Origin of the sequence: Cellulomonas fimi ATCC 484, assembly GCF_000212695.1 — a bacterium.
Lineage (GTDB): Bacteria > Actinomycetota > Actinomycetes > Actinomycetales > Cellulomonadaceae > Cellulomonas > Cellulomonas fimi.
Genome location: NC_015514.1, coordinates 4,224,304 through 4,250,600, shown reverse-complemented (window position 1 = coordinate 4,250,600; position 26,297 = coordinate 4,224,304). Strand labels below are relative to the sequence as shown.

The 26,297-nt window shown below is 74.5% G+C and carries 21 protein-coding genes and 1 pseudogene; 14 read left to right on the top strand and 8 right to left on the bottom strand.

From position 1 onward, the window contains the following. Positions 1-76: 76 nt before the first annotated feature. From CELF_RS19180 to CELF_RS19165, 4 genes are all read right to left on the bottom strand, one after another. A complete protein-coding gene (locus tag CELF_RS19180; protein ID WP_013772925.1) occupies positions 77-2,149 on the bottom strand; it encodes a protein kinase family protein in 2,073 nt (690 codons plus the stop codon). Between the two features lie 125 nt (positions 2,150-2,274). Continuing rightward, the gene (gene murJ, locus CELF_RS19175; RefSeq protein ID WP_013772924.1) at positions 2,275-3,909 is read right to left on the bottom strand and encodes a murein biosynthesis integral membrane protein MurJ; all 1,635 of its coding nucleotides are present in this window, start codon (positions 3,907-3,909) and stop codon (positions 2,275-2,277) included. Continuing rightward, the gene (locus CELF_RS19170; RefSeq protein ID WP_013772923.1) at positions 3,906-6,170 is read right to left on the bottom strand and encodes a DUF6049 family protein; all 2,265 of its coding nucleotides are present in this window, start codon (positions 6,168-6,170) and stop codon (positions 3,906-3,908) included. The genes murJ and CELF_RS19170 overlap by 4 nt, the downstream gene beginning before the upstream one ends. Continuing rightward, complete coding sequence (locus CELF_RS19165; RefSeq protein ID WP_049791512.1) at positions 6,167-6,721, bottom strand: NUDIX hydrolase; 555 nt, start codon at positions 6,719-6,721, stop codon at positions 6,167-6,169. The genes CELF_RS19170 and CELF_RS19165 overlap by 4 nt, the downstream gene beginning before the upstream one ends. 74 nt (positions 6,722-6,795) lie before the next feature. Here CELF_RS19165 and CELF_RS19160 point away from each other — a divergent pair, with 74 nt between their 5' ends. Then, positions 6,796-8,307, top strand: coding sequence for a CCA tRNA nucleotidyltransferase (locus CELF_RS19160; protein WP_013772921.1), 1,512 nt, complete (start codon positions 6,796-6,798; stop codon positions 8,305-8,307). Between the two features lies 1 nt (position 8,308). On the opposite strand, the gene CELF_RS19155 is transcribed toward CELF_RS19160, so the two are convergent. Together CELF_RS19155 and CELF_RS19150 are read right to left on the bottom strand one after the other, a co-directional pair. Further along, positions 8,309-10,093 carry a SpoIIE family protein phosphatase gene (locus CELF_RS19155; RefSeq protein ID WP_013772920.1) on the bottom strand — a complete coding sequence of 595 codons (1,785 nt, stop codon included), beginning with the start codon at positions 10,091-10,093 and terminating at the stop codon, positions 8,309-8,311. Next, the gene (locus tag CELF_RS19150; RefSeq protein ID WP_013772919.1) at positions 10,090-11,409 is read right to left on the bottom strand and encodes an MFS transporter; all 1,320 of its coding nucleotides are present in this window, start codon (positions 11,407-11,409) and stop codon (positions 10,090-10,092) included. The genes CELF_RS19155 and CELF_RS19150 overlap by 4 nt, the downstream gene beginning before the upstream one ends. 185 nt (positions 11,410-11,594) lie before the next feature. On the opposite strand from CELF_RS19150, the gene CELF_RS19145 reads away from it, so the two are divergent. The 4 genes from CELF_RS19145 (at position 11,595) to CELF_RS20260 (ending at position 15,285) form a co-directional block, all read left to right on the top strand. After that, complete coding sequence (locus tag CELF_RS19145) at positions 11,595-12,146, top strand: RNA polymerase sigma factor (RefSeq protein WP_013772918.1); 552 nt, start codon at positions 11,595-11,597, stop codon at positions 12,144-12,146. Beyond that, positions 12,139-13,584, top strand: a complete 1,446-nt coding sequence (locus CELF_RS19140) for a hypothetical protein (RefSeq protein ID WP_013772917.1) — start codon at positions 12,139-12,141, stop codon at positions 13,582-13,584. Before CELF_RS19145 ends, CELF_RS19140 begins: the two co-directional genes overlap by 8 nt. A gap of 227 nt (positions 13,585-13,811) precedes the next feature. Then, a complete protein-coding gene (locus CELF_RS19135; RefSeq protein ID WP_013772916.1) occupies positions 13,812-15,029 on the top strand; it encodes an inorganic phosphate transporter in 1,218 nt (405 codons plus the stop codon). 16 nt (positions 15,030-15,045) lie between these two features. Further along, complete coding sequence (locus CELF_RS20260; protein WP_041553629.1) at positions 15,046-15,285, top strand: hypothetical protein; 240 nt, start codon at positions 15,046-15,048, stop codon at positions 15,283-15,285. Between the two features lie 471 nt (positions 15,286-15,756). Here CELF_RS20260 and CELF_RS19125 read toward each other — a convergent pair whose 3' ends face one another. Both CELF_RS19125 and CELF_RS19120 read right to left on the bottom strand, forming a co-directional pair. Next, on the bottom strand, positions 15,757-16,848 hold the full coding sequence (locus CELF_RS19125; RefSeq protein ID WP_013772915.1) for an inositol-3-phosphate synthase: 1,092 nt from the start codon (positions 16,846-16,848) through the stop codon (positions 15,757-15,759). After that, complete coding sequence (locus CELF_RS19120) at positions 16,845-17,501, bottom strand: PadR family transcriptional regulator (RefSeq protein ID WP_013772914.1); 657 nt, start codon at positions 17,499-17,501, stop codon at positions 16,845-16,847. The genes CELF_RS19125 and CELF_RS19120 overlap by 4 nt, the downstream gene beginning before the upstream one ends. A 376-nt stretch (positions 17,502-17,877) precedes the next feature. Here CELF_RS19120 and CELF_RS19115 point away from each other — a divergent pair, with 376 nt between their 5' ends. From CELF_RS19115 to CELF_RS21305, 9 genes and pseudogenes are all read left to right on the top strand, one after another. Next, complete coding sequence (locus CELF_RS19115) at positions 17,878-20,340, top strand: penicillin-binding protein (protein WP_013772913.1); 2,463 nt, start codon at positions 17,878-17,880, stop codon at positions 20,338-20,340. Positions 20,341-20,583: 243 nt separating this feature from the next. Further along, positions 20,584-20,877, top strand: coding sequence for a 30S ribosomal protein S6 (rpsF, locus tag CELF_RS19110; protein WP_013772912.1), 294 nt, complete (start codon positions 20,584-20,586; stop codon positions 20,875-20,877). A gap of 86 nt (positions 20,878-20,963) precedes the next feature. Further along, the gene (locus tag CELF_RS19105; protein WP_013772911.1) at positions 20,964-21,497 is read left to right on the top strand and encodes a single-stranded DNA-binding protein; all 534 of its coding nucleotides are present in this window, start codon (positions 20,964-20,966) and stop codon (positions 21,495-21,497) included. 81 nt (positions 21,498-21,578) lie between these two features. Next, entirely contained in the window at positions 21,579-21,815 is a 237-nt protein-coding gene (rpsR, locus tag CELF_RS19100; RefSeq protein WP_013772910.1) for a 30S ribosomal protein S18, read from the top strand. A 17-nt stretch (positions 21,816-21,832) separates the two neighbouring features. After that, on the top strand, positions 21,833-22,282 hold the full coding sequence (gene rplI / locus CELF_RS19095) for a 50S ribosomal protein L9 (protein WP_013772909.1): 450 nt from the start codon (positions 21,833-21,835) through the stop codon (positions 22,280-22,282). 280 nt (positions 22,283-22,562) lie between these two features. Then, positions 22,563-23,747, top strand: a complete 1,185-nt coding sequence (locus tag CELF_RS19090) for a carboxylate-amine ligase (protein WP_232014275.1) — start codon at positions 22,563-22,565, stop codon at positions 23,745-23,747. A 127-nt stretch (positions 23,748-23,874) separates the two neighbouring features. Continuing rightward, positions 23,875-24,495 carry a ClpP family protease gene (locus tag CELF_RS19085; protein ID WP_013772907.1) on the top strand — a complete coding sequence of 207 codons (621 nt, stop codon included), beginning with the start codon at positions 23,875-23,877 and terminating at the stop codon, positions 24,493-24,495. After that, positions 24,495-24,971: pseudogene (locus tag CELF_RS21310) on the top strand (ClpP family protease); the annotation flags it as partial. The gene CELF_RS19085 and the pseudogene CELF_RS21310, both read left to right, overlap by 1 nt. Positions 24,972-25,032: 61 nt before the next feature. After that, a complete protein-coding gene (locus tag CELF_RS21305) occupies positions 25,033-26,214 on the top strand; it encodes a hypothetical protein (RefSeq protein ID WP_311836335.1) in 1,182 nt (393 codons plus the stop codon). Positions 26,215-26,297: the final 83 nt, after the last annotated feature.

Sequence of the window (26,297 nt, the reverse complement as noted above, 5' to 3'; positions counted from 1 at the left end):
CGGCATGGCTGTTCGCTCAACCGATCGTAGGCCGGATCTGTTCCGAGCCCCCGTGTCACGCCGCAGGGCGGGACGGTCAGCCGAGCGCGATCTCGGCGAGCTCGAGGCGGAACCCGCCGTCGGCGGCCGTGGGCAGCTGCGTGATCCAGACGGAGATCGACGACAACTCGGTCGGGTCGAAGGTGAACTCCGTGGTCGGGCTCACGGGGCCGGACGCGAGGACCGTGCCACCGCCGGGGTTCGCCGGGTCGGTCGCACGGATCTCGACGTTCCCGCCGGTGCCGTTGACGTTGAGGGTCACACGCGACACGGACGCGGGCGCCTGCAGGGTCACGACGTAGCCGACGGCGTCCTTGAACCCGGCGAAGTCGTCGCGCTTGTACGTCTGCGTGTACCAGAACGTCGCGGGGTCGCCGTCGTGGGCACGCGCGACCGCCTCCTGGTGCTCGCCGTCGGCGTCCGAGGGGTCGAACGACGTCGACGACGCGATGACGGGCGGGCCCGCGGCGGGCGCCTCGGGCTGCTCGGCAGGTGCCGACGGCTCGCCCTGCGGGGCACCCGCGTCGGGGGTTCCGGGCGTCTGCTCGGTCCCGGGCTGGGCGGCGGGTCCCGGGTCGTCACCACCGAGCGAGGAGAACAGGGAGCTGATGGCGACGACGAGACCGATGACGACCGCCACGCCGACGAGCGCGAGGACGAGCTTGGTCGGGTCGAACCGGCGCCGCTCCTCGTCCTGCGGCTCCTCCCAGCCGAGCTCCTCGAACGCTCCGCCCGGCTCCTCGCCGAAGGGCGGGACCGCGGGCGGCAGCCCGGCGTCGTCGGGCCGGTAGCCGGTGGGGCGCCGGACGGGCGGGGTGACGGGCCCGCGCGGGACACCGGCCGCGGCGGCCGAGCGGGGGACCCCGTGCGACGCGAACGGCGGGGGAGTGGCGGCCGTCGACGGGTCCGCCGGCATGACGGTGGTGGCCCCCATGGCGTCCACGGGGGGCGGCCCGCCGTACACCTGCGTCTCCTGCGCGGCCCCGTACGGCTGCGTGCCGTAGGCGGGGGGCGGTGTCGCGGGTGCGGGGCGCCCGTAGGCGACGGTCGGGTGCGGCTCGTCGACGACGGGCGGCGGCGGCGGCATGAAGGTCGGTCCCGGCTCGGCGCCGAGCGCGCCGGGGCCCGGTGCGCCGAAGGTGCTGGTGCGCGCGGGTGCCGCCGGCGGCGGCGTGCCGGGCCGGTTCGCGCCGGGGGCGGGGGCGTTGAGCGCGTTGCGGACCGACTGGCGCTGCACGCGCACCGGCTCGGTGTCGCGGGACACGATGTCCTGGATCGACGCGGCCGCCACGGCCCCGCCCATGCCCGCCTCGGCCGCGTCGGGCACGGAGGCGACGGCACGGATCTCGCCCCACGGCTCGAGCCCGCGGACGAGCTCGGCGGGACTGTGCGGGCCGTCGTCGTGCGGGCCGAGCGTGACGCCGCACAGGGTGTCGAGGTCGGCCGGGACGCCCGGGACCAGGTCGGACGGCAGCGCGGGCCACCCGTCGACCCGCGGGGCGTCGGGCAGCGGGGCCCCCGAACCCGGACGCTCCGGGTCGGCGGGCCAGCGGCCGGTCAGGGCGGTGTAGAGGAGACGGACGAGTCCGACGGTGTCGGAGCGGGTCGTGGTGCGCGCGTCACCGGCAGCCGTGCCGAGGAGGGCCGCGTCGATCGCCAGGCCCCCGATGAGGACGCGACCGTCGGAGTTGACGTGCAGCACGGACGGCCGCAGGGCGAGGTGGTGCACGCCCCGGCGGCGGGCCACCTCGAGCGCGGAGGCCGCCTCGCCGACCACGGCGCGTGCCTGGTCCGGCGTCAGCGGGGCACGCGCGACGAGCTGCGCCAACGACGGCCCGGTGACCTGCTCGGACACCACGTACCCGGCACCCTCGTGCGTCCCGACGTCGAGCACCCGCACGAGCCGGGAGTCGGTGACGAGCGCCGCGCGCCGGGCGGCGTCGAGGGCCGGCGCGACCGCACCGGCCTCCAGGACCCGGACCCGCACGGGACGGTCGAGGATCTGGTCCGACGCCTGCCAGGCACTCGCACCCTCGAGGTCGGACGGCGCGGGGGCGACGATGCGGTACCGGCCGGCCAGCACGGTTCCTCGTCCGACGACCTCGCTCACCTGCTCCTCCTCTGGGGCGGTCACGTCCGCCGGGTCCGACGGGGTCACGACCCTACGGCGCAAGGACGTCGGGGGTCAGGAGCATGCTAGCCGGGCATGAGCGACGAAAGGGTCCGGCGGGGGTGTCAGCGGCGGGCTCCCCGCAGGCGGGCGAGCACGGGTCGCAGCATCCCGTCGAGCTCCTCCACGCGCAGCAGACGCAGCGCCCCGACGTACACCGCCCCGCCGAGACCGCCCGCGACGACGCAGGTCACGACCGCGCGCAGCAGCCCGTCCGGCAGCGCGAGGGCGAGGACCCGGGTGGCGGTCGCGGCGACGGCGACGGCCGGCAGCACGGCGAGCGTCGCGCGCACGTGCAGGCGCAGGATCCGTGGGCCGTCGACGCCCCCGATCCGGCGACGCAGGAGCCACGCCGCGGCGACGGCCCCCACGACGTAGGACACGCTCATCGCGAGCGCGGCCCCGACGACCCACGACCGCGGCGGCAGGAACGCCTGCGCGAGCAGGGTGCCGCCTGCGACGACGACGGCCATCGCGACCTGGATCGGCACCATGCCGCGCGCGTCCTCGTACGCGTAGAACACGCGCTGCGCCATCGACCACGCGCCGAACGCGGGCAGGCCGACGACCATGGCCTGCACGACGAGCGCGACGACCTCGACCGACTCGCGGTCGGCGGTCATCAGGACGATGCCCGTGACGGGCCGGGACAGGACGAACAGGAGGGCGGCCGCGGCGATGGTGAACAGCCCCACCACGCGGACCCCGTAGGAGAAGGTCGCCCGCACGCCGTCGGCGTCCTCGTCGTGCGCCTGCCCGGACAGCCGTGTGAACAGCGCGGTCGCGAGCGACACGGTGACGAGGGAGTGCGGCAGCATGAAGACGAGGAACGCGGCGGTGTATGCGGCGTTGCCCGCGACGACGCCCCCGTCGGCGGCGTGCGGCGCGGCCGCGGCGGCACGGGACACGACGATGAACCCGAGCTGCCCGACGACGAGCCCGACGAACGTCCACGTGGCCACCTGCCCGGCGCGCCCGAGGCCCGAGCCCCGCAGCCCCCAGCGCGGGCGGTAGCCGACGCCGGCGCGGCGCAGCGCGGGCACCAGGACGAGCGCCTGCGCGACCACGCCCGCGGTCGATGCCCCGGCGAGGAGCGCGACCTGTCCGGACGTCCACGTCGCGGCGGTGGCGACGTCGGTCTGCTGCGCGGAGCCGAACACGACGACGAACACGCCGAACCCGGCGATCGCGACGACGTTGTTGACGACGGGCGCCCACATGTACGGCCCGAACGACCCGCGCGCGTTGAGCACCTGCCCGAGCAGCGCGTAGACGCCGTAGAAGAACAGCTGGGGGATGCACCAATAGGCGAACGTCGTCGCGAGCGTCGCCTGGCTCGGCGGGACGTCGGCGGCGTACAGGTGCACGAGCAGGGGCGCGGCGACCGTCAGGACGAGCGAGACGCCCGCGAGCATCACGAAGCCGAGGGTGAGCAGCCGGTCGACGTACTCCTGGCCGGCCTCGCGCTTGTACGCGCGCACGACCTGCGGCACGAGGATCGCGTTCAGCACGCCGCCGGCGAGCAGCATGTACAGCACGTTCGGCAGCTTGTTCGCGACGTCGAACGCGTCCGCGGCCTGGCCCGTCGCCCCGATCGCGGCGACGAGGACGATCCCGCGCAGCAGGCCGAGCACGCGGGACACGGCGGTGCCGGACGCCATGAGCGCGGCGCCGCGCCGCACCCCGCTCGGGCTCGTCATGCGTCCTCCCGTCCGGACCGCGCGGCGACCGTGCTCTGCTCGCCCGTGTCGACGACCCCGCCGAGCACGCCCAGCGTGACCGGCGCGTCGGCCTCCGCCTCGGCCTCGGTGCGGGCCCCACGGCGGGCGCTCTGGCCGCGGCGCACCGTCCGGACGATCCCGAGCAGCAGCCCGACCGCCAGCAGGACGCCGACCACGACCGTGCCGACGCTCTCGATCGTCGGCTGCACGCGGGCGGTGAACTCGACAGGGGCCGACACCGGGGCGCCGGCGGTGCTCGCGAGGTGCGCGACGATCCGGACCTCGCAGTTGGCGTGCGCCGTGAGCTCGAGCGGGACGCTGCGCGACCCCTGCGCGTCGACCTCCACGGGGTCGATCGGCTCGACCTGCAGGCAGGACTTGCGCGGCGTCACCACGAGCTGCACGGTCACCGGCACGTCGAGCGTGTTGAGGACCGTCATGCGGGCACCGCTCACGGCGCCGATGACACGCACGTCGCTGAGCGGCTGGATGGACAGTCCGCTGGTCCGCTCGTCGACGTCGGCGACGACGCCCGCGACGAGCGCGTCGCGACCGGTCGGGTCGGTGCGCCACGCGACCGACAGCGGCGCGAGGACCGCCGGGTCGACGCCCGCCAGGAACTCGTCGGGGTCGGCCGTGATGTCCGCGAAGGCGTGCGCACGCTCGCGCGCGGCCGCGAGCGTCTGCACCTGCCCGGCGGTGAGCTCGGTCGGCCCGACGGCGTCGTCGGGCAGCGTCGTGCGGCCCTGCGGGCGGTCGTCGAGCAGCGCCGACACGGGCTGCAGGTCGACCCACGGCGCGGTGTCGAGCGCGTCGAGCAGCGCGGTCGCGTAGGTGACGTCCGGCACCCAGTCGCGGTCGGGCGCGAGCAGCACGTCGGGCGGGGTGTCGGACTGGCGGGCGGCCACGGCGAGCTCGGCGAGCGTGCGCTGCACGGCCGTGGCCGGGGAGGCGTCGGGCTCGACGGCCCGCGGGTCGGTGAGCAGGTGCGTGAGCACCGGGTCGGGTGCGAGACCGGCGACGGTGCCGTCGCCGCGCAGCTGGGTGCGGGCCGGTGTCGCGGTCTCGCCGGCGTCCTCGACGGCGCCCGCCGGCAGCACCAGCGCCTCGGCGCCCGCGTTCGCGGTGACGGCGGCCGTCGTGCCGTCGGGGTCGGCGGTCGCAGGGCTCCACAGCACGAGCGGCACGTCGGCCCCCCACGCGAGCTCGGCCCAGGGGCGGGCCGTGGAGGCGGCGACGGCCACGAGGTCGGGGCGGGCGGCGTGCGCGACGGCCGCGACGTCCGGGTCGGCCCACGGGAGGGCGAGGACGTCCCGGTCGCCGAGCAGCGTCGTCATCCCCGCCGACCACGCCCGCGCGTGCGAGCCGCCGCCCGCAGCCAGCGACAGCAGCGACGGGTCGACGACGGCGCTCACGTCGGGCGCCGCGGCGAGCAGCCGCTCGACCTGCGCGAGCCGCTCGCCCGACGCGGTGGCCTCCTCGAGACGGCCGGCCGTGGCGTCGTCGGGCACCCAGACCGCGGGGGTGGGCAGCGCGGTCGCCTCGGGTGCGGCCTCGGCGTCCTGCGCCTGGTCGGCGTCGTCGCCTCCCTCGGCCTCGTCGCCCTCCTCCTCGTCCTGCGGGGAGTGCGCCGGGACCGCGGGGGACGCGGCCGGTCCGACGACCGGCACGGCCACGGAGACGCCCGCGGCGGGCACGTCGTCGGACGGCAGCCACAGCAGGTACGTGCGCTGCTGCCCGGACAGGCGCGTGCCCGCACGCGCGTCGATGCTGATGCCGCGGGGGCCCCACACGTCGGCGCCCTCGAGCAGCCGCACGTCCTGGGCGGCGACGGTGAGCACGACGTCGACGCTGTCCCCGGGCTCGAGCGGCCCGGTCACCGTGTCGGTCGCGACGCGCGTGCCGGCGGCCATCTTCCCGGCCGCCCACGACTGCAGGTCCGTGCGCGTGTGCAGGCGGTTCCGGCTGAGCCGCAGGATCGCCGACGGCGACGCGACCGGCTCGGCCCCCTCGTTGCGCAGCGTCGCGGTCACGGTGAGGTCGTCGCCCGGGCGCAGCACCGCGGGGCTCACCTCGGTGACCTGGACGGAGATCGGCCACGTGGTCGTCGCGCTCGGGGACGGGTCCGTCGTGGCGACGCCCACGGGTGCGACGGCGACGCCCGCGAGCAGCGCCAGGCCGGCCACCAGCAGGACCAGGACCGCCCGGGTGACCTGGCCGCGGCGCAGGGCCGCGCTCATGCCTCGCCGAGCAGGACGACGAGGGCCGCCTCGGTGAGCCGGCGCTCGTTCGGGTAGGCCAGCCGGTCGTGCAGGTCGACGACCGGCACCCACGCGGCGTCCTCGGCCTCGCCGTCGGGGTCGCCCTCGACGGTCAGGTCGCCGCCGACGGCGCCCAGCAGGAAGTGGTGCACGACCTTGTGCACGCGGCGGTCGTCGCCGCTGAACCAGTAGTCGATGACGCCGAGCCGCCGCAGGACGCGCCCGGTGATGCCCGTCTCCTCGGCGATCTCGCGGACGGCCGCCTGCTCCGGCGTCTCGGCCCCCTCGAGGTGGCCCTTCGGCAGGCACCACTCGAGACGGCCGGCGCGGTTGCGGCGCGCGATGACCGCGGCCTGGTAGACCCCGTCGCGCTGGCGGACGACGATGCCGCCCGCCGACGTCTCGTCGACCACGGGCAGCGGCGGCGGCGCGGGGCGCACGGGGCTGTGCCGCGGGTCGATGCGCAGCGCGTGGCCGCCCGGCGGCGCGGGTACGCCCCCAGGGACGGAGGGCTGCGCCGGGCTCGACATGCCGACACTGTAACGACTTGTCGGGAGCGTCAGTCCCGCGTCGGAGGGCCGCCCCATCTGGCAGGCTTGGACGAGTGCCTCCCCTCGACCCGACCACCGCGACCACGCCCGACACGGCCGCCGCCCTCGTCGCGCTGCGCAAGCGCGCGCTCGGCGTGCTGGCCGGCCTCTCCGGCGACGCGATCGAGCTGGGGGAGCTGTTCCGGGCCGCCGGGCACGAGCTCGCGCTCGTGGGCGGTCCCGTGCGCGACGCGTTCCTGGGCCGGCTGAGCGCGGACCTCGACTTCACGACGTCGGCGACGCCCGACGAGACGGAGGCGATCCTCGCGCGCTGGGGTGACGCGCACTGGGACATCGGCAAGGAGTTCGGCACGATCGGCGCGCGCCGCATGCCCGGCGGCCGGCGCGGCGCCGAGCGGGACGTCGTCGTCGAGGTCACGACGTACCGCACCGACGCGTACGACCCGTCGTCGCGCAAGCCCGAGGTCGTGTTCGGGGACACCCTCGAGGGCGACCTGTCCCGCCGCGACTTCACGGTCAACGCGATGGCGGTGCGGCTGCCGGAGCTGACGTTCGTCGACCCGTTCGACGGGCTCGCGGACCTCGCGCGCGGGGTGCTGCGGACCCCGGTGGACCCGCGGCAGTCGTTCGACGACGACCCGCTGCGGATGATGCGGGCGGCGCGGTTCGCGGCGCAGCTCGGGTTCACCGTCGAGCCGGCGGCGCGCGCGGCGATCGAGGACATGGCCGAGCGGATCGGGATCGTCTCCGCGGAGCGGGTGCGCGACGAGCTGTCGAAGCTGCTGGTCGCCGCGCAGCCGCGGGCGGGCCTGGAGGTGCTCGTCGACACGGGCCTGGCCGACCACGTGCTGCCCGAGCTGCCGGCGCTGCGTCTCGAGATCGACGAGCACCACCGGCACAAGGACGTGTACGAGCACTCCCTGACGGTGCTCGACAAGGCGATCGCGCTGGAGACGGGGCCGGACGGCCCGGTGCCCGGGCCCGACCTGGTGCTGCGGCTCGCGGCGCTGCTGCACGACATCGGCAAGCCGCGCACGCGCCGGTTCGAGCCGGGCGGCGGCGTGAGCTTCCACCACCACGAGGTCGTCGGCGCCAAGCTCGCCGCCAAGCGCCTCAAGGAGCTGCGCTTCGACAAGGCGACCGTCCAGGCGGTGTCCCGGCTGACGGAGCTGCACCTGCGCTTCCACGGCTACGGCGAGGGCGGCTGGACCGACTCCGCGGTCCGGCGGTACGTGACGGACGCGGGACCGCTGCTCGAACGCCTGCACCGGCTCACGCGATCCGACTGCACGACCCGCAACCTGCGCAAGGCGGCCCGCCTGTCCGCGGCCTACGACGACCTGGAGACGCGCATCGCGCGCCTGCAGGAGCAGGAGGAGCTCGCGGCGATCCGCCCGGACCTCGACGGCACGCAGATCATGGAGATCCTGGGGATCGGCCCCGGGCGTGAGGTCGGGGCGGCGTACAAGCACCTGCTCGAGCTGCGCATGGACCGCGGACCGCTCGGCCCGGACGAGGCTCGTGCCGAGCTCCTCCAGTGGTGGGACGAGTTCCTGAACGCCTGAGTCAGGCGCCGCGCACGACCAGCAGGCACACGTCGTCCTCCTGGTGCTCGCCCACGAGCGCGGACACGAGCGCGTCCCGCACGCCCGCCGCGTCGGTGCCGTCCGGCACGGCCGCCAGCGCCGCCTCGAGCGCGTGCAGGCCGTCGACGAGCGCGCGGTCGCGGCGCTCCACGAGCCCGTCCGTGTACAGCACGAGCGTCGCACCCGGGGGCACCTCGACCGTGGCGTCCGGGACGGGCGGTACGCCCGCGAGCCCGACGGGCGTGCGCAGCGCCCCACCCAGCCGCTCGACCCGCCCACCGGGCAGCCGCAGCATCGGCGGCGGGTGCCCGGCGCGCGCGTACGTCAGCCGGACCCCCTCGTCCGTGCGGGTCCAGCGCGCGTAGGCGCACGTCGCGACGTCCGCCAGGTCGAGGCCGCGCACGACGCCGTCGATCCGGTCGAGGACCTCGCCGGGCGGCGCGAGCTCCCACGCGTAGGACCGCAGCAGCGAGCGGAGCTGGCCCATGGCGGCCGCCGCACGCAGGTCGTGGCCCACGACGTCGCCCACCGCGAGCCCCACCGAGCCGTCCGGCAGGGGAAGCACGTCGAACCAGTCCCCGCCGACCTCCGCCGTGCGGCCCGCGGGCAGGTACTCCGCCGCGACGTCGAGCCCCGCGACGTCCGGGACGTCGGGCAGCAGGCTGCGCTGCAGCGTGAGCGCGGCGGTGCGCTGCGCGAGGAACAGGCGCACGTTCTCCAGCGCGAGGCCGGCCCGCCGGCCGAGGTGCGCGGCGGTGACGACGGTGTCCGGGGTGAAGCCGTCGACCTTCTCGTGCACCAGGCACAGCACGCCCAGCACGCGCTCACGGGCGCGCAGCGGGACGAGCAGCGCGCTGCCGAGCCCGAGCCGCTGCAGCAGGGCGAGCTGCTCGGGGGTGGTGCGGGCGGGCAACGACTCGACGTCGACCGGGAACGGCTCGGCGACGAACCCCGGCGGGCTGTCCAGGGTCGCGCTCGTGCGCGGCGAGCGCTGCAACCAGCTCACGTCCTGCGCGCCGAGGTTCTCCGCGAGCTCGACGTCGGCGGCGTGCCCGGCGACGACGTGCACGTGCTCGAACCGGCCGCGCTCGTCGGTGACCGCGACGAAGCCCCACGTCGCGAGCGGGGGCACCGCGGCGTCGGCGAGCGCGTCCACGGCGTCGTGGTAGTCGAGGTGCGGCGCGAGCTCGTCGCTGACCCGGGCCAGCAGGTCGAGCCGCGCGGTGGTCTGGTCGCCGAGCGTGTCCCGGAAGCGCTGCGCGTCGACCTCGTCGGTCACGTCGGTCAGCACCCCGACACGGCGCACCACCCCGCCGGCGCCGTCCCGGACCTGCGCGACGACGAGCCGGTTCCAGAACGGCGTGCCGTCCCGGCGGTAGTTGAGGACCTGCGCGGTGGCGGGACGCCCCTCGTCGAGCGCGGTGCGCAGGGCGCCGATCGCGGCGAGGTCCGTGCCGGTGCCCTGCAGGAAGCGGCAGTTGCGGCCGACGACCTCCGACGCGCGGTGCCCGGTGAGCCGCTCGAACGCGGTGTTCACCCAGACGATCGGGTCGTCCGGCTGCGTCGGGTCCGTCACGCACGCGGCGACACCGCTGTCGACGACCGCCCGCAGGAGCACCTCGTCGGGAACCGCGTCGGGCGAGGGGCGCCCCGCGGGCACGGCGCGAGCGGGGACGGTGTGGGCGGGCACGGCGCGAGCGGGGACGGTGGGAGCGGGGTCGTCCGGGCGGCCCGGCGCACCGAGCGGACCGGTCGCCGGCGTCATGCGGCGACCGTCGTGCCGGCGGGGCGGTGCCGGACGGTGCGCGCGGCCGCGGTCCCGTACCCGACGGCGCCCGCGACGTACGCGGCGGCGAGCGCGAGGAACACGCCGCGCGACCAGCCCGTGTCCGGCAGGGTCACGGCGCCGAGCGCCGCGGCGCCGACGAACGCGGCGTTGTAGAGGACGTCGTACAGGGCGAACGCCCGGCCCCGGTACGCGTCGTCGGTGTCGCGCTGCACGATCGTGTCGACCGCGATCTTCGCGCCCTGCGCGGCAAGGCCGAGCGTCGCCGCGCACACCAGCAGCACGACACGGTGCGGCGTCACCGCGAGCAGCACCTGGCTGGCCGCGGCCAGCGCCAGGCACGCCACGATCCACCGGTGCGGCCCGGTGCGCGGCGACACCACGGGCGTGACGACCACGGCGAGCGCGAACCCGACGGCGGACGCGGCGGCCACGGTGCCAAACGTCGCGAGGCCCTGCGTCGCGTCCGCCGGGTCGGACAGCAGGTTGCGGGCGATGAGGATGCTCGCGATGAATGTGACGCCGTACAGGAAGCGGTGCGTCGCCATGATGCCGAGCGCGTAGGCCGGCGTGCGGCGTGCGACGAGGTGACGCGCGCCGGCGACGAGCCCGCGCGCGAGCGTGCCGAGCGCGCTGCGCAGGGCGGTCGCGTCGGCGCGCTCGACGGGCCCGAGCTGGTCGCGTCCGAGCCGGGTGGCGAGCGCGGCCGCGACACCCATGACCGCGGCGGCGACCGTCAGCGCCGCGGCGTCCTTGAGGCGGCCGGCCGGCAGGACGAAACCGAGCAGGAAGCCGAGCCCGGCGCCGACCCCCGCCGCGGCCGCACCGAGGGTCGGCGTGAGCGAGTTGGCGGTGAGGAGCAGCGGCCCGTCGACGACGCGGGGCAGCGACGCGGACAGCGCCGACAGCAGGAACCGGTTGATCGACAGGTTGACCAGCGCGAGCACGTACACCGCGACGCTCACGCCGTCGGTCACCATGAGCAGCGCGATCGTCACGGTGAGCCCGACGCGCACGACGTTGCCCCACAGCAGCACCTGGCGCCGCCGCCACCGGTCGAGCAGCACCCCCGCCCACGGCCCGACCACCGTGAACGGCAGCAGGAGCACCGCGAACGCGGCCGCGACGCCCGTCGCGGTGCTCGCGTTCTCCGGGGAGAAGAAGAACAGGGTCGCGAGCCCGACCTGGAACATCCCGTCGGCCGACTGGCTCACCAGGCGCACGGCGAACAGCCTGCGGAAGCCCTCGAGCGGCCACAGCGCCCGGAGGTCGGCGATCACCTGCACGCCGCCCATCCTCGCACCCGCCGCGGTCGGACCCCCGTCGCCGCCCCGGTCGGCGCTCGCGTCGGCACCCCCGGTAGCGTCGGGGGGCGGTCCGCGTCGCACCGCCCTGCACGGCCCGCGACGGCCACCAACCTGCACGCGCCGGGCTCCGTTCTCCTTGTCGTGCGCAGCAGGACAGGACGAGGGGGACGCCGATGACGGCCCGGTGGCAGACGGTGCTCGAGCAGCTCGTCGACGAGCGGTACGCGCGGCTCCTCGCGCGGGCCACGCTGGTCGCGGCGAGCGCGGCCGACGCGGAGGACCTCGTGCAGGACGCCCTCGTCGCGACCTTCGCGAGCCGGGCCCGGTTCACGCACGTCGCGCAGGCCGAGCAGTACGTGCGCCGCGCGATCGTCACCCGGTCCGTGGACCGGGCCCGGTCGGCAGCGTCCGAGCGTCGGGCGGTGGAGCGCTCCGCGGCCCAGCCCGTGCCCGTCGTCGAGATCGAGCTGCCCGGGCTGCAGCGGGACGTGGTCGCGGCGCTCGCGGACCTCACCCCGCGGCAGCGGGCGTGCGTCGTCCTGCGGCACGTCGAGGACCTCTCGGTCGCCGAGACCGCAGCCCTGCTGGGGCTGGGCGAGGGAACCGTCAAGCGCTACACCGCGGACGCGACGGCCGCGCTGCAGCGACGCCTGGACGTCGCACCCCCCGAGGACGACCGTGAGCAGGTCGCCCTCCTGACCCGACAGGAGACGACGCGTGACTGACCTCGGAGAGCTGCTGAGCGGCACGGAGGCGGGCATCGCCCGGCTGCGGGCCGGGTCCACCCCGGCCGACGGTGCCGTCGCGCGCACGGTCCGGCGGGTGCGCCGCCGGCGCGGCGTCCGGCACACGCGGGACGCCGTCGTGGGCGTGGCCGCCGTCGGGGCCGTCGGCACGGCCGCGTGGTGGGCGGGCCCCCTCGGGCTCGAGGCGACCGAGGCCGCGTCGAGCCCGTCGGCCACGGCGACGAGCAGCGCGACGCCGGTCGCACCGGTGGAGGCGGCCCCGCCCGCGACGGCGCGGCCCGTGCACGTCGCCGAGCCGCTCGCCGTCCCGGACGGGCTGCTGGCCGGCACCGCGCCCGGCTGGGTCCTCGCGACGAGCCTCCAGCAGCGCCCGGGGCCCGCGGACACCGCCGACGACGTCCGAGGCGCGCTGCACCTCGTCGCGCCCGACGGCACCCGCACCACGCTCCTGCACGTCACGGGTCCCGTGCTGCTGTCGGTGCTGGACTGGCGGGCGGGCGAGTCGACCGCCCTCGCCTGGGCGGACCTCGACGGGACGCGGACCGTCGGGCGGCTGGACCTGCGCACGGGCGACCTGACACCCCTCACGGGCCTGCCGTGGGGCAACCTGCTGGTCGGCTCGCTCGACGACGGCGCCTCGGTGTGGCTGTCGTGGGACGCCGCGTCCGACGCACCGCCGGACGCGGCGTCGGTCGCGGCCCGGCACGTGTCCCGCCTCGGCACGGACGAGACGTTCACGGGCACGTTGCGGGTCCTCGCGGCGGACGGGACGTCGCGCGACCTGGCTCCCGTCTCGACGGCCCGGTGGGTGCCGACGCTGAGCCCCGACGGCGGCCGCGTCGCGATGACGTCGCCCGCGGGGGAGCCGCAGGTCGTGGGCGTGCGGACGGGTGCGGTCGACACCCTCGCGGACGTCGGCGACGGGTGCACCCTGGCGGGCTGGGCGAGCGCCGGCGAGATCGCGCTGAGCTGCCCGGCCGGCGACGGGTTCACGCTGCTGGCCCGCGACGTCACGGGTGGTTCGCCGGGCCGGACCCTCGCGACGACGCAGCACCCGGTCCGGGACGCCTGGCCCCTGGGGGACGGGCGTGTGGGCGTCGGCCTCGCAGAGCGCGCGGCGCCGTGCGACGCGGACGTGCAGCCCGCGGTCGTCGCCGGCGGCGAGGTCACCGCGATCACCGGCGGCTGGGGGGCCGGTGACCACGGAGGCCCCGTGGCGTTCGCGGCCGGCGCGGCGTACACGCAGCTCAACGCGTGCAGCCTGGGGGAGACGCCCGGTCCCGTGCGGGACGTGCGCACCGACGTGGCGACCGGCGACGTCGTGACCTTCGGGTGGCTCGACGAGGCGCACGCGCAGGACCTGGCCGCGCCGGACGGCTGGGGCGACTCGTCGGTGGGGTTCGTCGTCGCCCGCTGACCGGCCCGCTGACTGGCCTGCTCCACAGCCTGCTCAGCGGCCTGCTCACCGGCCCGCTCAGCGGCCTGACGACGCCCTCGCGGGGGACGGCGGTGGCGGATGCGGTGGTGACGTCCACCACAGCCGCCACCGTTTCCCGTGAACAGTCCCGATCCGCAGATGAACACTCGGTGAACTGGGACCTTTTCGGCCTCGAGCACCCCTGCGCACCAGGCACTCTCTAGGACGTGGACGGGACCCTCATCCTCGCGCTCGTCGTCGCGGCAGCACTCGCGTTCGACTTCACCAACGGCTTCCACGACACGGGCAACGCCATGGCCGCGTCGATCGCGACCGGGGCGCTCAAGCCCCGGCAGGCCGTGCTCCTGTCGGCGGCCCTCAACATGGTCGGCGCCTTCCTCTCCCTGGCGGTCGCCGCGACCATCGCGAAGGGCATCGTCGACCAGGGCGTCGTCACGCTCCCGCTCGTCGTCGGCGCGCTCGCCGGGGCGATCGTGTGGAACGTCGTGACCTGGTACCTCGGCCTGCCGTCGTCGTCGTCGCACGCGCTCGTCGGCGCCCTGGTGGGCGCGACGCTCGCCGCGGTCGGGACGGGCGGCGTCGTGTGGGCCGGACTCGTCCAGAAGGTCGTCCTGCCCGCGCTGCTCGCGCCGCTGATCGCGGGCACCGTCGCGGCCCTGTCGACCGCCCTCGTCTACCGGATCACGCGCCGCGTCCCCGAGGACCAGCGCGACCGCCGCCTGCGGTGGGGCCAGATGGCGTCCGCGTCGATGGTGTCCCTCGCGCACGGCACGAACGACGCGCAGAAGAGCATGGGCATCATCCTGCTCGCGCTCGTCGCGGGCGGCGCCGTGCCGGCCGGGTCCGACGTTCCCCTGTGGGTCGTCGTCTCGTGCGCGCTGGCCATGGCCGCCGGGACCGCGCTCGGCGGGTGGCGCGTCATCCGCACGCTCGGCAAGGGCCTCACGGACATCCAGGTGCCGCAGGGCATGGCGTCCGACACCTCGTCCGCGTCGGTGATCCTCGTGTCCAGCGCGTTCGGCTTCCCGCTGTCCACCACGCAGGTCGCGACGGGCTCGATCCTCGGCTCGGGCGTCGGCCGCCGGGAGAAGGTCCGCTGGGCCGTCGCGGGCCGGATGCTCGTCGCGTGGCTCGTGACCCTGCCTGCCGCGGCCGCGTTCGGCGGCCTCGCCGTCGGCCTCGAGCGGGTCGTCGGTGGCGATGCGGGCATCCCCGCGGTCCTCGGGGTCGTGGCGGCCGTCTGCGCGGTCATCTGGTGGCGCTCGCGCCGCGCCGCCGTCGACGCCGGGAACGTCACCGCCGAGTGGGAGGACACGGCCGACGGCCCTGCCCGCCCCGCCGAGCCGGTCGCCGCCGGCACCGCACCGGCCGACGACGCCCTCGTCGCCCGACCCGCGCCCGTCCCGACGCCCGTCGGCGTCTGAGCGACCAGGAGCCGTCGTGATCGTCACCGTCCTCACCGTGCTCGGCCTGAGCCTCGTCTTCGGCGTCGGCCTGCCCGCGCTGACCTCCACCGCGGCACGCGTCGCCGCCCCCGAGCTCACGACCGCCGACGGCGGCACCGTCCCCGCGCGCGGTCCGCGGGCGGTGCGGCTGGGCGCCGCGGTGGCGCTCCTCGTGGTCGTGGTCGCCGTCGTCGCCTTCGCCGTGTGGCTCGTGGCGACCGGCGGCACGAAGTAGCACCCCGCCTCGTCCGCCCGGTCGGGCGCGGGCGCCCGACCGGGCGGGAGCGCTGCACGACCGGGCAGGCCGTCACCGCGGCCGGCAGTCGCCCGATCCGGTGGACCGCGGGCCGCGCACAATCCTGACCTGCGTCACGGCCGCCGCCGGGGACGGGATCACGGGCCCCGTGGCTGGTCGGCCCTGACGGCGCTGACGCGATCCCCGTCGAGGGGGACGACGCGCCCACGCGTGCTGTCGCCACCCTGCTGTCGTCGGACGGAGGTGGGCGGAGCCGGGCGCATGGCGACCGCCGTCACGGAGCGACCCCCGGGACGGCCGAAGGGCCGACGCCGAAGCGTCCGACCACTCGAGCTTGGCTGCGCTCCGCGTCAGCGCTCGTTCTGCCGGTCGCGCTGCCGCTGCGCTCCGCTACGGCCGAGGGGCCGGACGCTGACGCGTCCGACCCCTCAACCTTCGCTGCGCTCCGCGTCAGCGCTCGTTCTCACCGCGGATGAAGGCCTCCAGCTCGGCACGGCCCTGCGTGTCCTCCATCTGGACCGGCGGCGACTTCATGAAGTACGTCGACGCGGACAGGATGGGGCCGCCGATGCCGCGGTCCTTGGCGATCTTCGCGGCGCGCAGGGCGTCGATGATGATGCCGGCGGAGTTCGGGGAGTCCCAGACCTCGAGCTTGTACTCGAGGTTCAGCGGCACCTCGCCGAAGGCACGGCCCTCGAGGCGGACGTAGGCCCACTTGCGGTCGTCGAGCCACGCGACGTAGTCCGACGGGCCGATGTGGACGTTGCGGTCCTCCTTCTTGCCGCCCAGGGGGCCGGACAGGTTGGAGGTGACGGCCTGCGTCTTCGAGACCTTCTTGGACTCCAGGCGCTCGCGCTCGAGCATGTTCTTGAAGTCCATGTTGCCGCCGACGTTCAGCTGGTACGTGCGGTCCAGGATGACGCCGCGGTCCTCGAACAGGCGGGCGAGGACGCGGTGCGTGATCGTCGCGCCGACCTGCGACTTGATGTCGTCGCCGACGATCGGGACACCGGCGGCCTCGAACTTCGCGGCCCACTCGGGGTCGGACGCGATGAAGACCGGGAGAGCGTTGACGAACGCGACGCCAGCGTCGATGGCGGCCTGCGCGTAGAACTTCGCGGCGGCCTCCGACCCGACGGGCAGGTAGCAGATGAGGACGTCGGCCTGGACCTCGCGGAGCGTGGCGACGATGTCGACCGGCTCGGCGTCGGACTCCTCGATGGTCTGCGAGTAGTACTTGCCGAGGCCGTCGAGCGTGTGGCCGCGCTGCACGGTCACGCCGAGCGGCGGGACGTCGCAGATCTTGATGGTGTTGTTCTCGGAGGCGACGATCGCCTCGGACAGGTCGAAGCCGACCTTCTTCGCGTCGACGTCGAACGCCGCGACGAACTCGATGTCACGCACGTGGTAGTCACCGAACTGCACGTGCATGAGACCGGGCACGGTCCCGTTCGGGTCGGCGTCGGCGTAGTAGTGCACGCCCTGGACCAGCGACGCGGCGCAGTTGCCGACGCCGACGATGGCGACGCGGATGGAGGTCATCCTCGCTCCTTCTCGGTGGTGTTCGCCGTGTCGACGGAGTCGGACGGCACAGCGGGGGAGTCGGCTCCGGCCGGGCGGCCGGTGCCTGCGGTACGCGCGCGGCGGTGGCCACGCTCGTTGTCGATGAGCCCGTCGAGCCAGCGGACCTCACGCTCGACCTGTTCGAGGCCGTGCCGCTGGAGCTCGAGCGTGTACTCGTCCATGCGCTCGCGGGTGCGGGCGAAGGACTGGCGGATCGTCTCGAGCCGTTCGGTGAGGCGGGTGCGCCTGCCCTCGAGGATCCGGAGCCGGGTCTCGGCGTCGGTCTGCCCGAAGAAGGCGAACCGCACGTCGAAGTTCTCGTCCTCCCAGCTGGACGGGCCGGACGACGCGAGCACCTGCTGCAGGTGCTCCTTGCCGTCGGCGGTCAGCTGGTAGACGATGCGCGCGCGCTTGCTGGCGACGGCGTGCCCGGCGCTGGGCGTGGACTCGGTGCCGACGATCCAGCCGCGGTCGACGAGCGACTTCAGGCACGGGTACAGCGACCCGTAGGACAGTGCGCGGAAGGAGCCGAGCACGAGGTTGAGGCGCTTGCGCAGCTCGTAGCCGTGCATCGGCGACTCGTGCAGCAGCCCGAGGATCGCGGGCTCGAGGACGTCGGAACGACCACGCACGGCACGACCTCCTCACGGGCTGCGGTAGCGTCCGCGGCACCCGGGCCGCAGGACGAAAGGGACGACGACCGGACCGCTCCGTCCGTCGATGTATCAACTCGATACATCTGGAGACTATGTCGCCTCGATGCCTCGCGACAAGTCCGGCATCGACGCGCCCTGGGCGGTGACCGCCGCCACGGCACCCTGCCGACCCGCGGGGAAGCATGGATGGCCACGTGCCGATCGTGTGAAGGGTGTCGCGAGGAAGCCCTCGTCACCCTGGGCGGACACCGACGACTCCCCCATACTGGGCTGCGCGGTGGACGTCCGTCCGACGTGGCCCCGGGCCCCGGGCACGCCACCGCGGTCATGTCGTCGTCAGGAAGGCACCGCCTTGGCAGGCTCGAACCGGCGCGCCGCGCCCTCACGGACCCGACGCGCCACGCGCGCGGCCCGTCCGTCGTCGCGCGCCACGGCCTCGACGCGCGCCGGCACCGCCTCGGCCGGCAGCGGGCGCAAGCGCAAGTTCTTCGACTACCCGCGCAGCGGCTACCGCGGCCTGCACCGGTGGCTGCCGTCGTGGCGGTTCCTGCTGGGCTCCTTCCTCACGTTCTTCTTCCTGTGCCTCGGCGGTGCCGTCGCCGCGTACCAGTCGGTGACGATCCCCGGTGCGAACGACGACATCGCCAAGCAGACGACGACCGTCTACTACGCGGGCGTCGACGGGCAGCCCGGTCCGGTCATGGGCCAGTTCTCGGTGCAGAACCGCGAGATCGTCGACTACGCGACGCTGCCGAAGTACATCGGGCAGGCCGTCGCCGCGGCGGAGGACCGCACGTTCTTCACCAACTCCGGCGTCTCGGTCACGGGCATGGCGCGCGCGCTGTGGATCAACATCACGACCGGCAAGAAGCAGGGTGGCTCGACGCTCACGCAGCAGTACGTCGAGCGGTACTACTTCTCGACGACGACGGACTACGTCGGCAAGGCCCGCGAGGCGCTGCTCGCCGTCAAGGTGAGCCGGCAGCTCGACAAGGAGGACATCCTCGGGCGCTACCTCAACACCATCTACTTCGGCCGGGACTCGTACGGCATCCAGACGGCGGCGAAGGCGTACTTCGGCAAGAACGCCGCGGACCTCACGGTGTCGGAGGCGGCGCTGCTCGCCGGGATCATCCCGTCGCCGAACAACTGGGACCCGGCCGTCTCCCCGGAGAAGGCCGAGGCGCGGTGGAACATCGTGCTCGACTCCATGCAGGAGATGGGGTGGGTCACCGCCGCCGACCGTGCCGCGATGACGTTCCCCGCGACCGTGGAGTACCAGCGCACCAACGACATGGTCGGACCCAACGGTCTGCTGCTGCAGATGGTTCGTGACGAGCTGCGGGCGGAGCCGCTCGCGCTCACCGACGAGCAGATCGACACCAAGGGCTACAAGGTCTACACGACCATCCAGGAGCCCCTGCAGCGGCAGGCGGTGTGGACCGCCGAGGCGTTCCGGCTCGGCGCGCTCGAGGGGATGGACGGCGCGGTCCCGTTCGCGCGGACCAAGTTCTCCATCTCGTCGGTCGACCCGCAGACGGGCGGCATCGTCGCGCTGTACGGCGGGCCGAACGACGCCGCGGACCAGATCAACCGCGCGGCCTGGGACAAGATCCAGGGCGGGTCGACGTTCAAGCCGTTCACGCTGATCGGCGCGCTGGAGAGCGGCATCAGCCTCGCCACGCGCTACGACGGCAAGTCGCCGCAGCGCTTCCCCGAGTGGGAGGGCGGTCAGAAGGACGTCAAGAACTTCGGCTCCGGCAAGGGCGGCCAGTTCGGCAACATCGACCTCGTCGAGGCGACGGCGAACTCCGTCAACACGGTCTACGCCAAGCTCAACATCGAGATCGGTGCGGCCAAGACGGCCGAGGTCGCGCAGCGCGCGGGCGTCACGACGACGATCAACCCCGACAACGTGTCGAACGTGCTCGGCACCGACCTCGTGCACCCGCTCGACATGGCGAGCGCCTACGCGAGCATCGCGAACCAGGGCAAGCACATCGACGCCCACATCGTCGCGAAGGTCGACAACTACAACGGCACGACGGCGTTCACCTACGACACGGGCGGCGAGCAGGTGTTCGACGCGGGCGTCATGGCCGACACCGCGTTCGCGATGCAGCAGGTCGTCCAGGAGGGCTCCGGCGAGGACTGGGTCAAGCCGCTCGGACGCCCGATCGCCGGCAAGACCGGTACGACCACCGACAACAAGGCGTCGTGGTTCGTCGGCTTCACGCCCAACCTCGCGACGGCCGTCTCGATGAGCCAGGTCGGTGAGGACGGCAAGTCGCAGGAGTCGATCGAGCCCTTCGGCAAGGACAAGCGAGGCCGGACGCTCGAGCAGATCACCGGTGGCTCGTGGCCCTCGTTCCTGTGGGCGCGGTACATGGAGCAGGCCTTCACGCTGCCGCAGTACTCCGCGGTCGTGGAGTTCCCCCCGCGGGCCAACGTCGGCGGGAAGCCGACCGCCACCCCCACGCCGACGCCGACGCTGACGGAGGCACCGCCGGAGGAGGTCGCGCCGCAGGTGGTCGACGTGCCGAACGTCGTCGGGAAGCTCGAGGCCGACGCGGCAGCGACGCTCGACCGGCTGGGCCTCGGCGTCTCGGTGGTCACGGAGCCGTCGGACAGCGTGTCGAACGGCCGCGTCATCCGGATGGACCCGGGCGGCGGCCAGGTCCCCGTCGGGAGCACGGTGACGCTCGTCGTGTCGACGGGCCCGAAACCGCAGCCCACGCAGGGCCCGCCGACACCGCAGCCCACGCCGACGCCGACGCCGAACGCCGGCGGGAACGGCAACGGCAACGGCGGCTGACCGTCCACGCCCACCGGCCCGTCGCGGTCCGCAGGCCCCGTCGCACGACGGGATTTCTGCGGGCGGCGGCGGGCCGGTAGGCTGTCTCCCTGCTGTGCCCGTGCACGCCTGCCGCCGATCGGCGGGACGCGCGGGACGCCACCCGGACCGCGACCTCGGTCGTCGTGCGGGTCGGCTCGCAGCGACGCACAGAACCCTCCTGTCACGGAACGACCGTGACCGCCGAGACCAGAGGAGGTGGGTATGAGCCTGCGTCAGTACGAGATCATGATCATCCTCGACCCCGAGATCGAGGAGCGCACCGTCGCCCCGTCGCTCGACAAGTACCTGTCGGTCGTCAAGACCGACGGTGGCACCGTCGACAAGGTGGACATCTGGGGCCGTCGTCGCCTCGCGTACGACATCAAGAAGAAGTCCGAGGGCATCTACGCCGTCGTCGACTTCACCGCGGAGCCCGCGACCGCCAAGGAGCTCGACCGTCAGCTCGGCCTCAACGAGGTCGTCCTGCGGACGAAGGTGCTGCGCGCCGACGCGTGAGTGTCGGTCTCCGCGCGTACCGTGCGGAGCCGACGAGCGGTCCGGCCCCGGACCGACCCGACTGATCGAACGAGCGAGGAGCTGGCATGGCTGGTGAGACCACCATCACGGTGATCGGGAACCTCACGGGGGACCCCGAGCTCCGCTTCACCCCCTCGGGGGCTGCGGTCGCGAACTTCACCGTCGCGTCGACGCCCCGCACGTTCGACCGTCAGAGCAACGAGTGGAAGGACGGCGACACGCTGTTCCTGCGCTGCTCGATCTGGCGGGAGGCGGCCGAGTCGGTCGCCGAGTCGCTCACCAAGGGCACCCGCGTCATCGTCACCGGCCGGCTCGTGCAGCGCTCCTACGAGACCCGTGAGGGCGAGAAGCGCACCGTGTACGAGCTGCAGGTCGACGAGGTCGGCCCGTCGCTGCGCTACGCCACGGCCAAGGTCACCCGGACCCAGCGTTCGGGTGGCGGCGGCTTCAGTGGTGGGGGCGGCGGCGGTGGCGGCTTCGGCGGCGGTGGCGGTGGCGGCAGCTACGGCGGCTCCGGTGGTGGCGGCCAGCAGGACGACCCGTGGGCCACGCCCGCGGGTGGGTCCGGCGGCGGCTACTCCGACGAGCCCCCGTTCTGATCGACGGGTCCGCCCACAACCCCAGACATCCCCATCCCCGGGTCCGGCAAACCCCGGGGCTCCGAACGAAGGAGCACCACGATGGCCAAGGCCGTTGTCCGTAAGCCCAAGAAGAAGCAGAACCCCCTCAAGGCCGCGAAGATCGAGTCGGTCGACTACAAGGACACCGCGCTCCTGCGCAAGTTCATCTCCGACCGCGGGAAGATCCGCGCGCGTCGTGTGACGGGCGTGTCCGTGCAGGAGCAGCGCGCGATCGCGCGTGCCGTCAAGAACGCCCGCGAGATGGCCCTGCTGCCGTACTCGTCGTCGGCCCGCTGAGGAAGGAGAGACCCGACATGGCGAAGATCATCCTGACCCACGAGGTCACCGGCCTCGGTGCTCCTGGCGACGTCGTCGAGGTGAAGGACGGGTACGCCCGCAACTACCTCATCCCGCGCAGCCTGGCCACGCCGTGGACCAAGGGTGCCGAGAAGGACATCACCGCGATCCGCAAGGCCCGCAAGGCGCGCGAGATCGCGACGCTGGACGACGCGAAGGCCGTGCGCGACTCGCTCGAGTCGAAGACCGTCGTCGTCACCGCCAAGGCGGGCGACTCCGGTCGCCTGTTCGGCGCCGTCACGACCGCCGAGATCGCCGACGCGGTCAAGGCGTCGGGCGCCCCGGCGATCGACAAGCGCAAGGTCGAGATCGGCCAGCCGATCAAGGCCCTGGGCGAGTACAAGGTGTCCGTCCGCCTGCACGCGGACGTCGCTGCGAACGTGACCGTCAAGGTCGTCGCCGGCTGACACCGGCACCGTCGCCGAAGGGCCGCACCCCGACCGGGGGTGCGGCCCTTCGTCCGTCCGGTGCCCGCGGCCGAGCCCGACGACCGAGGGTGGTGGAGCCCACCGGGCGGAGATACCGTGCTGATGTCACCCTGACGGTGCACGACCCGACGGCATCCAGCGAGGGGTGTCGGTGCCCGGGATCCGCGAGGCCCGCATGTCGCTCACGACGGCTCGTCCGCCCCAGGCAGCACGCGCTGCCGCATCGGTGGTGCCCGAGGAGCCGCGGATCTTGCGCTCCGTGGGGGTCGAGGAGGAGCTGCTCCTCGTCGACCCCGGCACCGGCCGCACCGTCGCCGCCTCCGTGGCCGTCACCGGCGGGCCACCGGACGAGGTCGCGGTGTCGGTCCCGGCGGGTATCTCGGCAGCGGCCTCGTCGGCGCTCACGTCGGCTGCGGTCGACGCGTCCGTGACCGCGGCGTCGGACGACGCGGTCGGTCCGCGTGTCGTGCTGCCGCTGACGACCGAGCTGCAGCAGGAGCAGGTCGAGACGGCCACGCCCCCGCGGACCCGCATGGCGGACCTCGCCGCCGACCTGAGGGCGCTGCGCCGGTGCGCCGACGACGCCGCCCGGACCGTGGGGGCGCGCGTCGCCGCGCTCGCGACGTACCCGCTGACCGTCACGCCCGTCCTCACGCCGTCGCCCCGCTACCGCGCGATCCGCGACCAGATGGGCCTGACGTGCGCCGAGCAGCTCACGTGCGGCTGCCACGTCCACGTGGCCGTCGAGTCCGACGACGAGGGCGTCGCCGTGCTCGACCGGCTGCGGCCCTGGCTCCCGCTCCTGACGGCGGTCGCGGCGAACTCGCCGTACTGGCAGGGCGCCGACACCGGGTACGCGGGGTACCGCACCCAGGCGTGGAACCGCTGGCCCGGCACCGGACCCGCCGACCCGTTCGGCTCCGCGGCCGCCTACCACGCCGTCGTGGCCGAGCTGCTGGCGACGGGCACGGTGCTCGACGAGGGGATGGTCTACTTCGACGCGCGCCTGTCCCGGCACTACCCGACGGTCGAGGTCCGCGTCGCCGACGTGTGCCTGGACGTGGACGACGCCGTGCTCGTCGCCGCCCTCACGCGCGGGCTCGTGGAGACGTGCGTCGACCGGTGGCGGGCGGGCGAGCCGGCGCCGGGCGACCCCACGAGCGTCCTGCGCATGGCGGCGTGGCGCGCCAGCCGCTCCGGGACGACGGGAGACCTCGTGCACCCCCGGACGCACCGGCTCGTGCCCGCCGCGGAGGCGTTGGCGTGCCTGCTGGAGCACGTGGGGCCCGCGCTCGGGGCGTCCGGGGACCTCGGGCTCGTCGAGCAGGGGATCGAGCGCGTGCTGGCGCGGGGGACGGGGGCGGCCCGGCAGCGGGAGGTCGCGGCCGCGTCGGGCCGGCTCGAGGGCGTCGTCAAGGACGCGGCCGAGCGCACGGTCGCCTGACGCGTCGGTCCGCCCCGGGCTGTCTGCCGTGGGCGGATCCGCGCACGGCAGACCCGAGCCGGTGCGTGCGCCGGGCGGTGGCAGCGTCGGAGGAGCCGACGTACCCCATCCCGACGAGGAGGCTCCCGTGACCGTCACCGCCCGCTCCGCCGCACCACCCACCCGCCCGTTCGACGACGACCTCGCGACCCGGCTGCTGCACCAGCGCATCGTCGTCCTGGGCCAGGAGGTCGACGACACCGTCGCCAACCGCGTGTGCGCGCAGCTTCTGCTCCTGTCCGCCGAGGACCCGCGCCGCGACATCGCGCTCTACATCAACTCGCCCGGCGGCTCCGTGAGCGCGGCGCTCGCCATGTACGACACCATGCGGCTCATCCCGAACGACGTCGCGACGCTCGCCATGGGGCTGGCCGCGTCGGCCGCGCAGTTCCTGCTCAGCGCCGGGACGCCCGGGAAGCGGTTCGCGCTGCGCCACGCACGGGTCCTCATGCACCAGCCGTCCGGCGGGATCGGCGGCACCGCCGTCGACATCGCGATCCAGGCGCAGAACCTCGCGCACGTGAAGCGCACCATGCAGGGCCTCATCGCCGAGCACACCGGGCAGGCCGTCGAGACGATCGAGCGGGACTCCGACCGTGACCGCTGGTTCACGGCTGCCGAGGCGCTCGAGTACGGGTTCGTCGACAAGGTCGTCGAGCACCTCGACGACGTGCGCCCCGACGGCGCGCTGCGGAAGGCGGGGCTGTGATGGCCGGCCAGTACACGATCCCTTACGTCGTCGAGCAGCGGCCGACCGGCGAGCGTGCGTCCGACGTCTACTCGCGGCTGCTGTCCGACCGGATCGTCTTCCTCGGCACCGAGATCGACGACGGCGTCGCGAACGTCGTCATCGCGCAGCTGCTGCACCTGCAGTCCGAGAGCTCCGAGCTACCCATCCACGTGTACGTGAACTCGCCCGGCGGCTCCATCACCGCGCTGCTCGCCGTGTACGACACCATGCAGTACGTCCGCCCGCCCGTCGCGACGTTCTGCCTCGGTCAGGCGGCCTCCGCCGCCGCCGTGCTGCTCGCGGCAGGCACGCCCGGGCAGCGGCACGTCCTGGAGCACGCGCGCGTGCTGCTGCACCAGCCCTCGGGGGGTGCGGAGGGGACCGCGGCCGACCTGGAGATCCAGGCCGCCGAGATCCTGCGGCTGCGCGGGCAGGTCGAGCAGATCCTGTCCCGGCACACCGGGCAGAGCGTCGAGCGGCTGCGGCAGGACACCGACCGGGACCGCATCTTACGCCGTGTGGAACCAGGTGTTCGCCGGGGTGGAGGGCGCGCCCGACGACGCGACCTTCCCCGACCCGCCGTACACGACGCTCGACCAGACGCCGCTCAGCCGCGAGAAGCCGTACCTCTTCGTCGACGCCCGCGGCCGCTGGAACGTCCGCGTCCCGTCCGCGCACGAGGGCACGCGCGGCATCAGCTGGGCCGACGGCCTGACCCCGGGCCGCACCGTGCCGCTGAGCGACTTCTACGTCGCCAAGCCCGGCGACCCGGTGCAGCGGATCAACAGCAAGCTCGCGCAGGGCAAGCACCTGCTCCTGACCCCCGGCGTGTACGACGTCGCGCGCAGCATCGAGGTCAAGCGGCCCGGCACCGTCGTGCTCGGTCTCGGCCACGCGACGCTCACCGCCGTCGGCGGGGCCGTCCCGCTCACCGTCGCGGACGTGCCCGGCGCGATCGTCGCGGGCGTCACGATCGACGCGGGGACGACCGAGTCGCCGGTGCTGCTGCAGGTCGGCGACCGCCGCGGCGGCCACGGCCACCACGGCCGGGGCGCCAGGCTCGACCCGATCACGCTGAGCGACGTCTACTTCCGGGTCGGCGGCCCGCACGTCGGCAAGACGGACGTCGCGCTGCGGATCGACGCGGACGACGTGCTCGTCGACCACACGTGGGTCTGGCGTGCCGACCACGGCGTCGAGGGCTTCACCGCGGGCGTCAACGGCGACACCGACCGCTGGCGCACCAACACCGGGCGCACCGGCGTGGTCGTCAACGGCGACGACGTCACCGCGACCGGCCTGTTCGTCGAGCACTTCCAGCAGCACAACACGATCTGGAACGGCGAGCGCGGACGCGTCGTGCTCTACCAGAACGAGCTGCCGTACGACCCGCCGACGCAGGCCGACTGGACCGAGCCCGACGGCACGCTCGGCTGGGCCGGGTACAAGGTCGGTGACCGCGTGCGTGACCACCAGCTCTGGGGCGCGGGCGTGTACGTGTTCAACCAGAACAACCCGTCGATCGTCACCGAGAACGGCTTCGAGGTGCCGCAGCGGCCGGGCGTGCGGCTCACGCACGTCATGACGGTGAACCTCAGCGCCGGCACCGTCCGGCACGTCGTCAACGGCGTTGGGGGCCAGGCCGACTCCACGAACACCGGCACGCCGCAGTTCGTCACGAGCTACCCGGGCTCGTAACGACCGGTCGACCCGCTCGACGGCACCCCGTCCGCACCCGTGCGGGCGGGGTGCCGTCGTCGGTGCGGGGCAGGAAGCCGTGC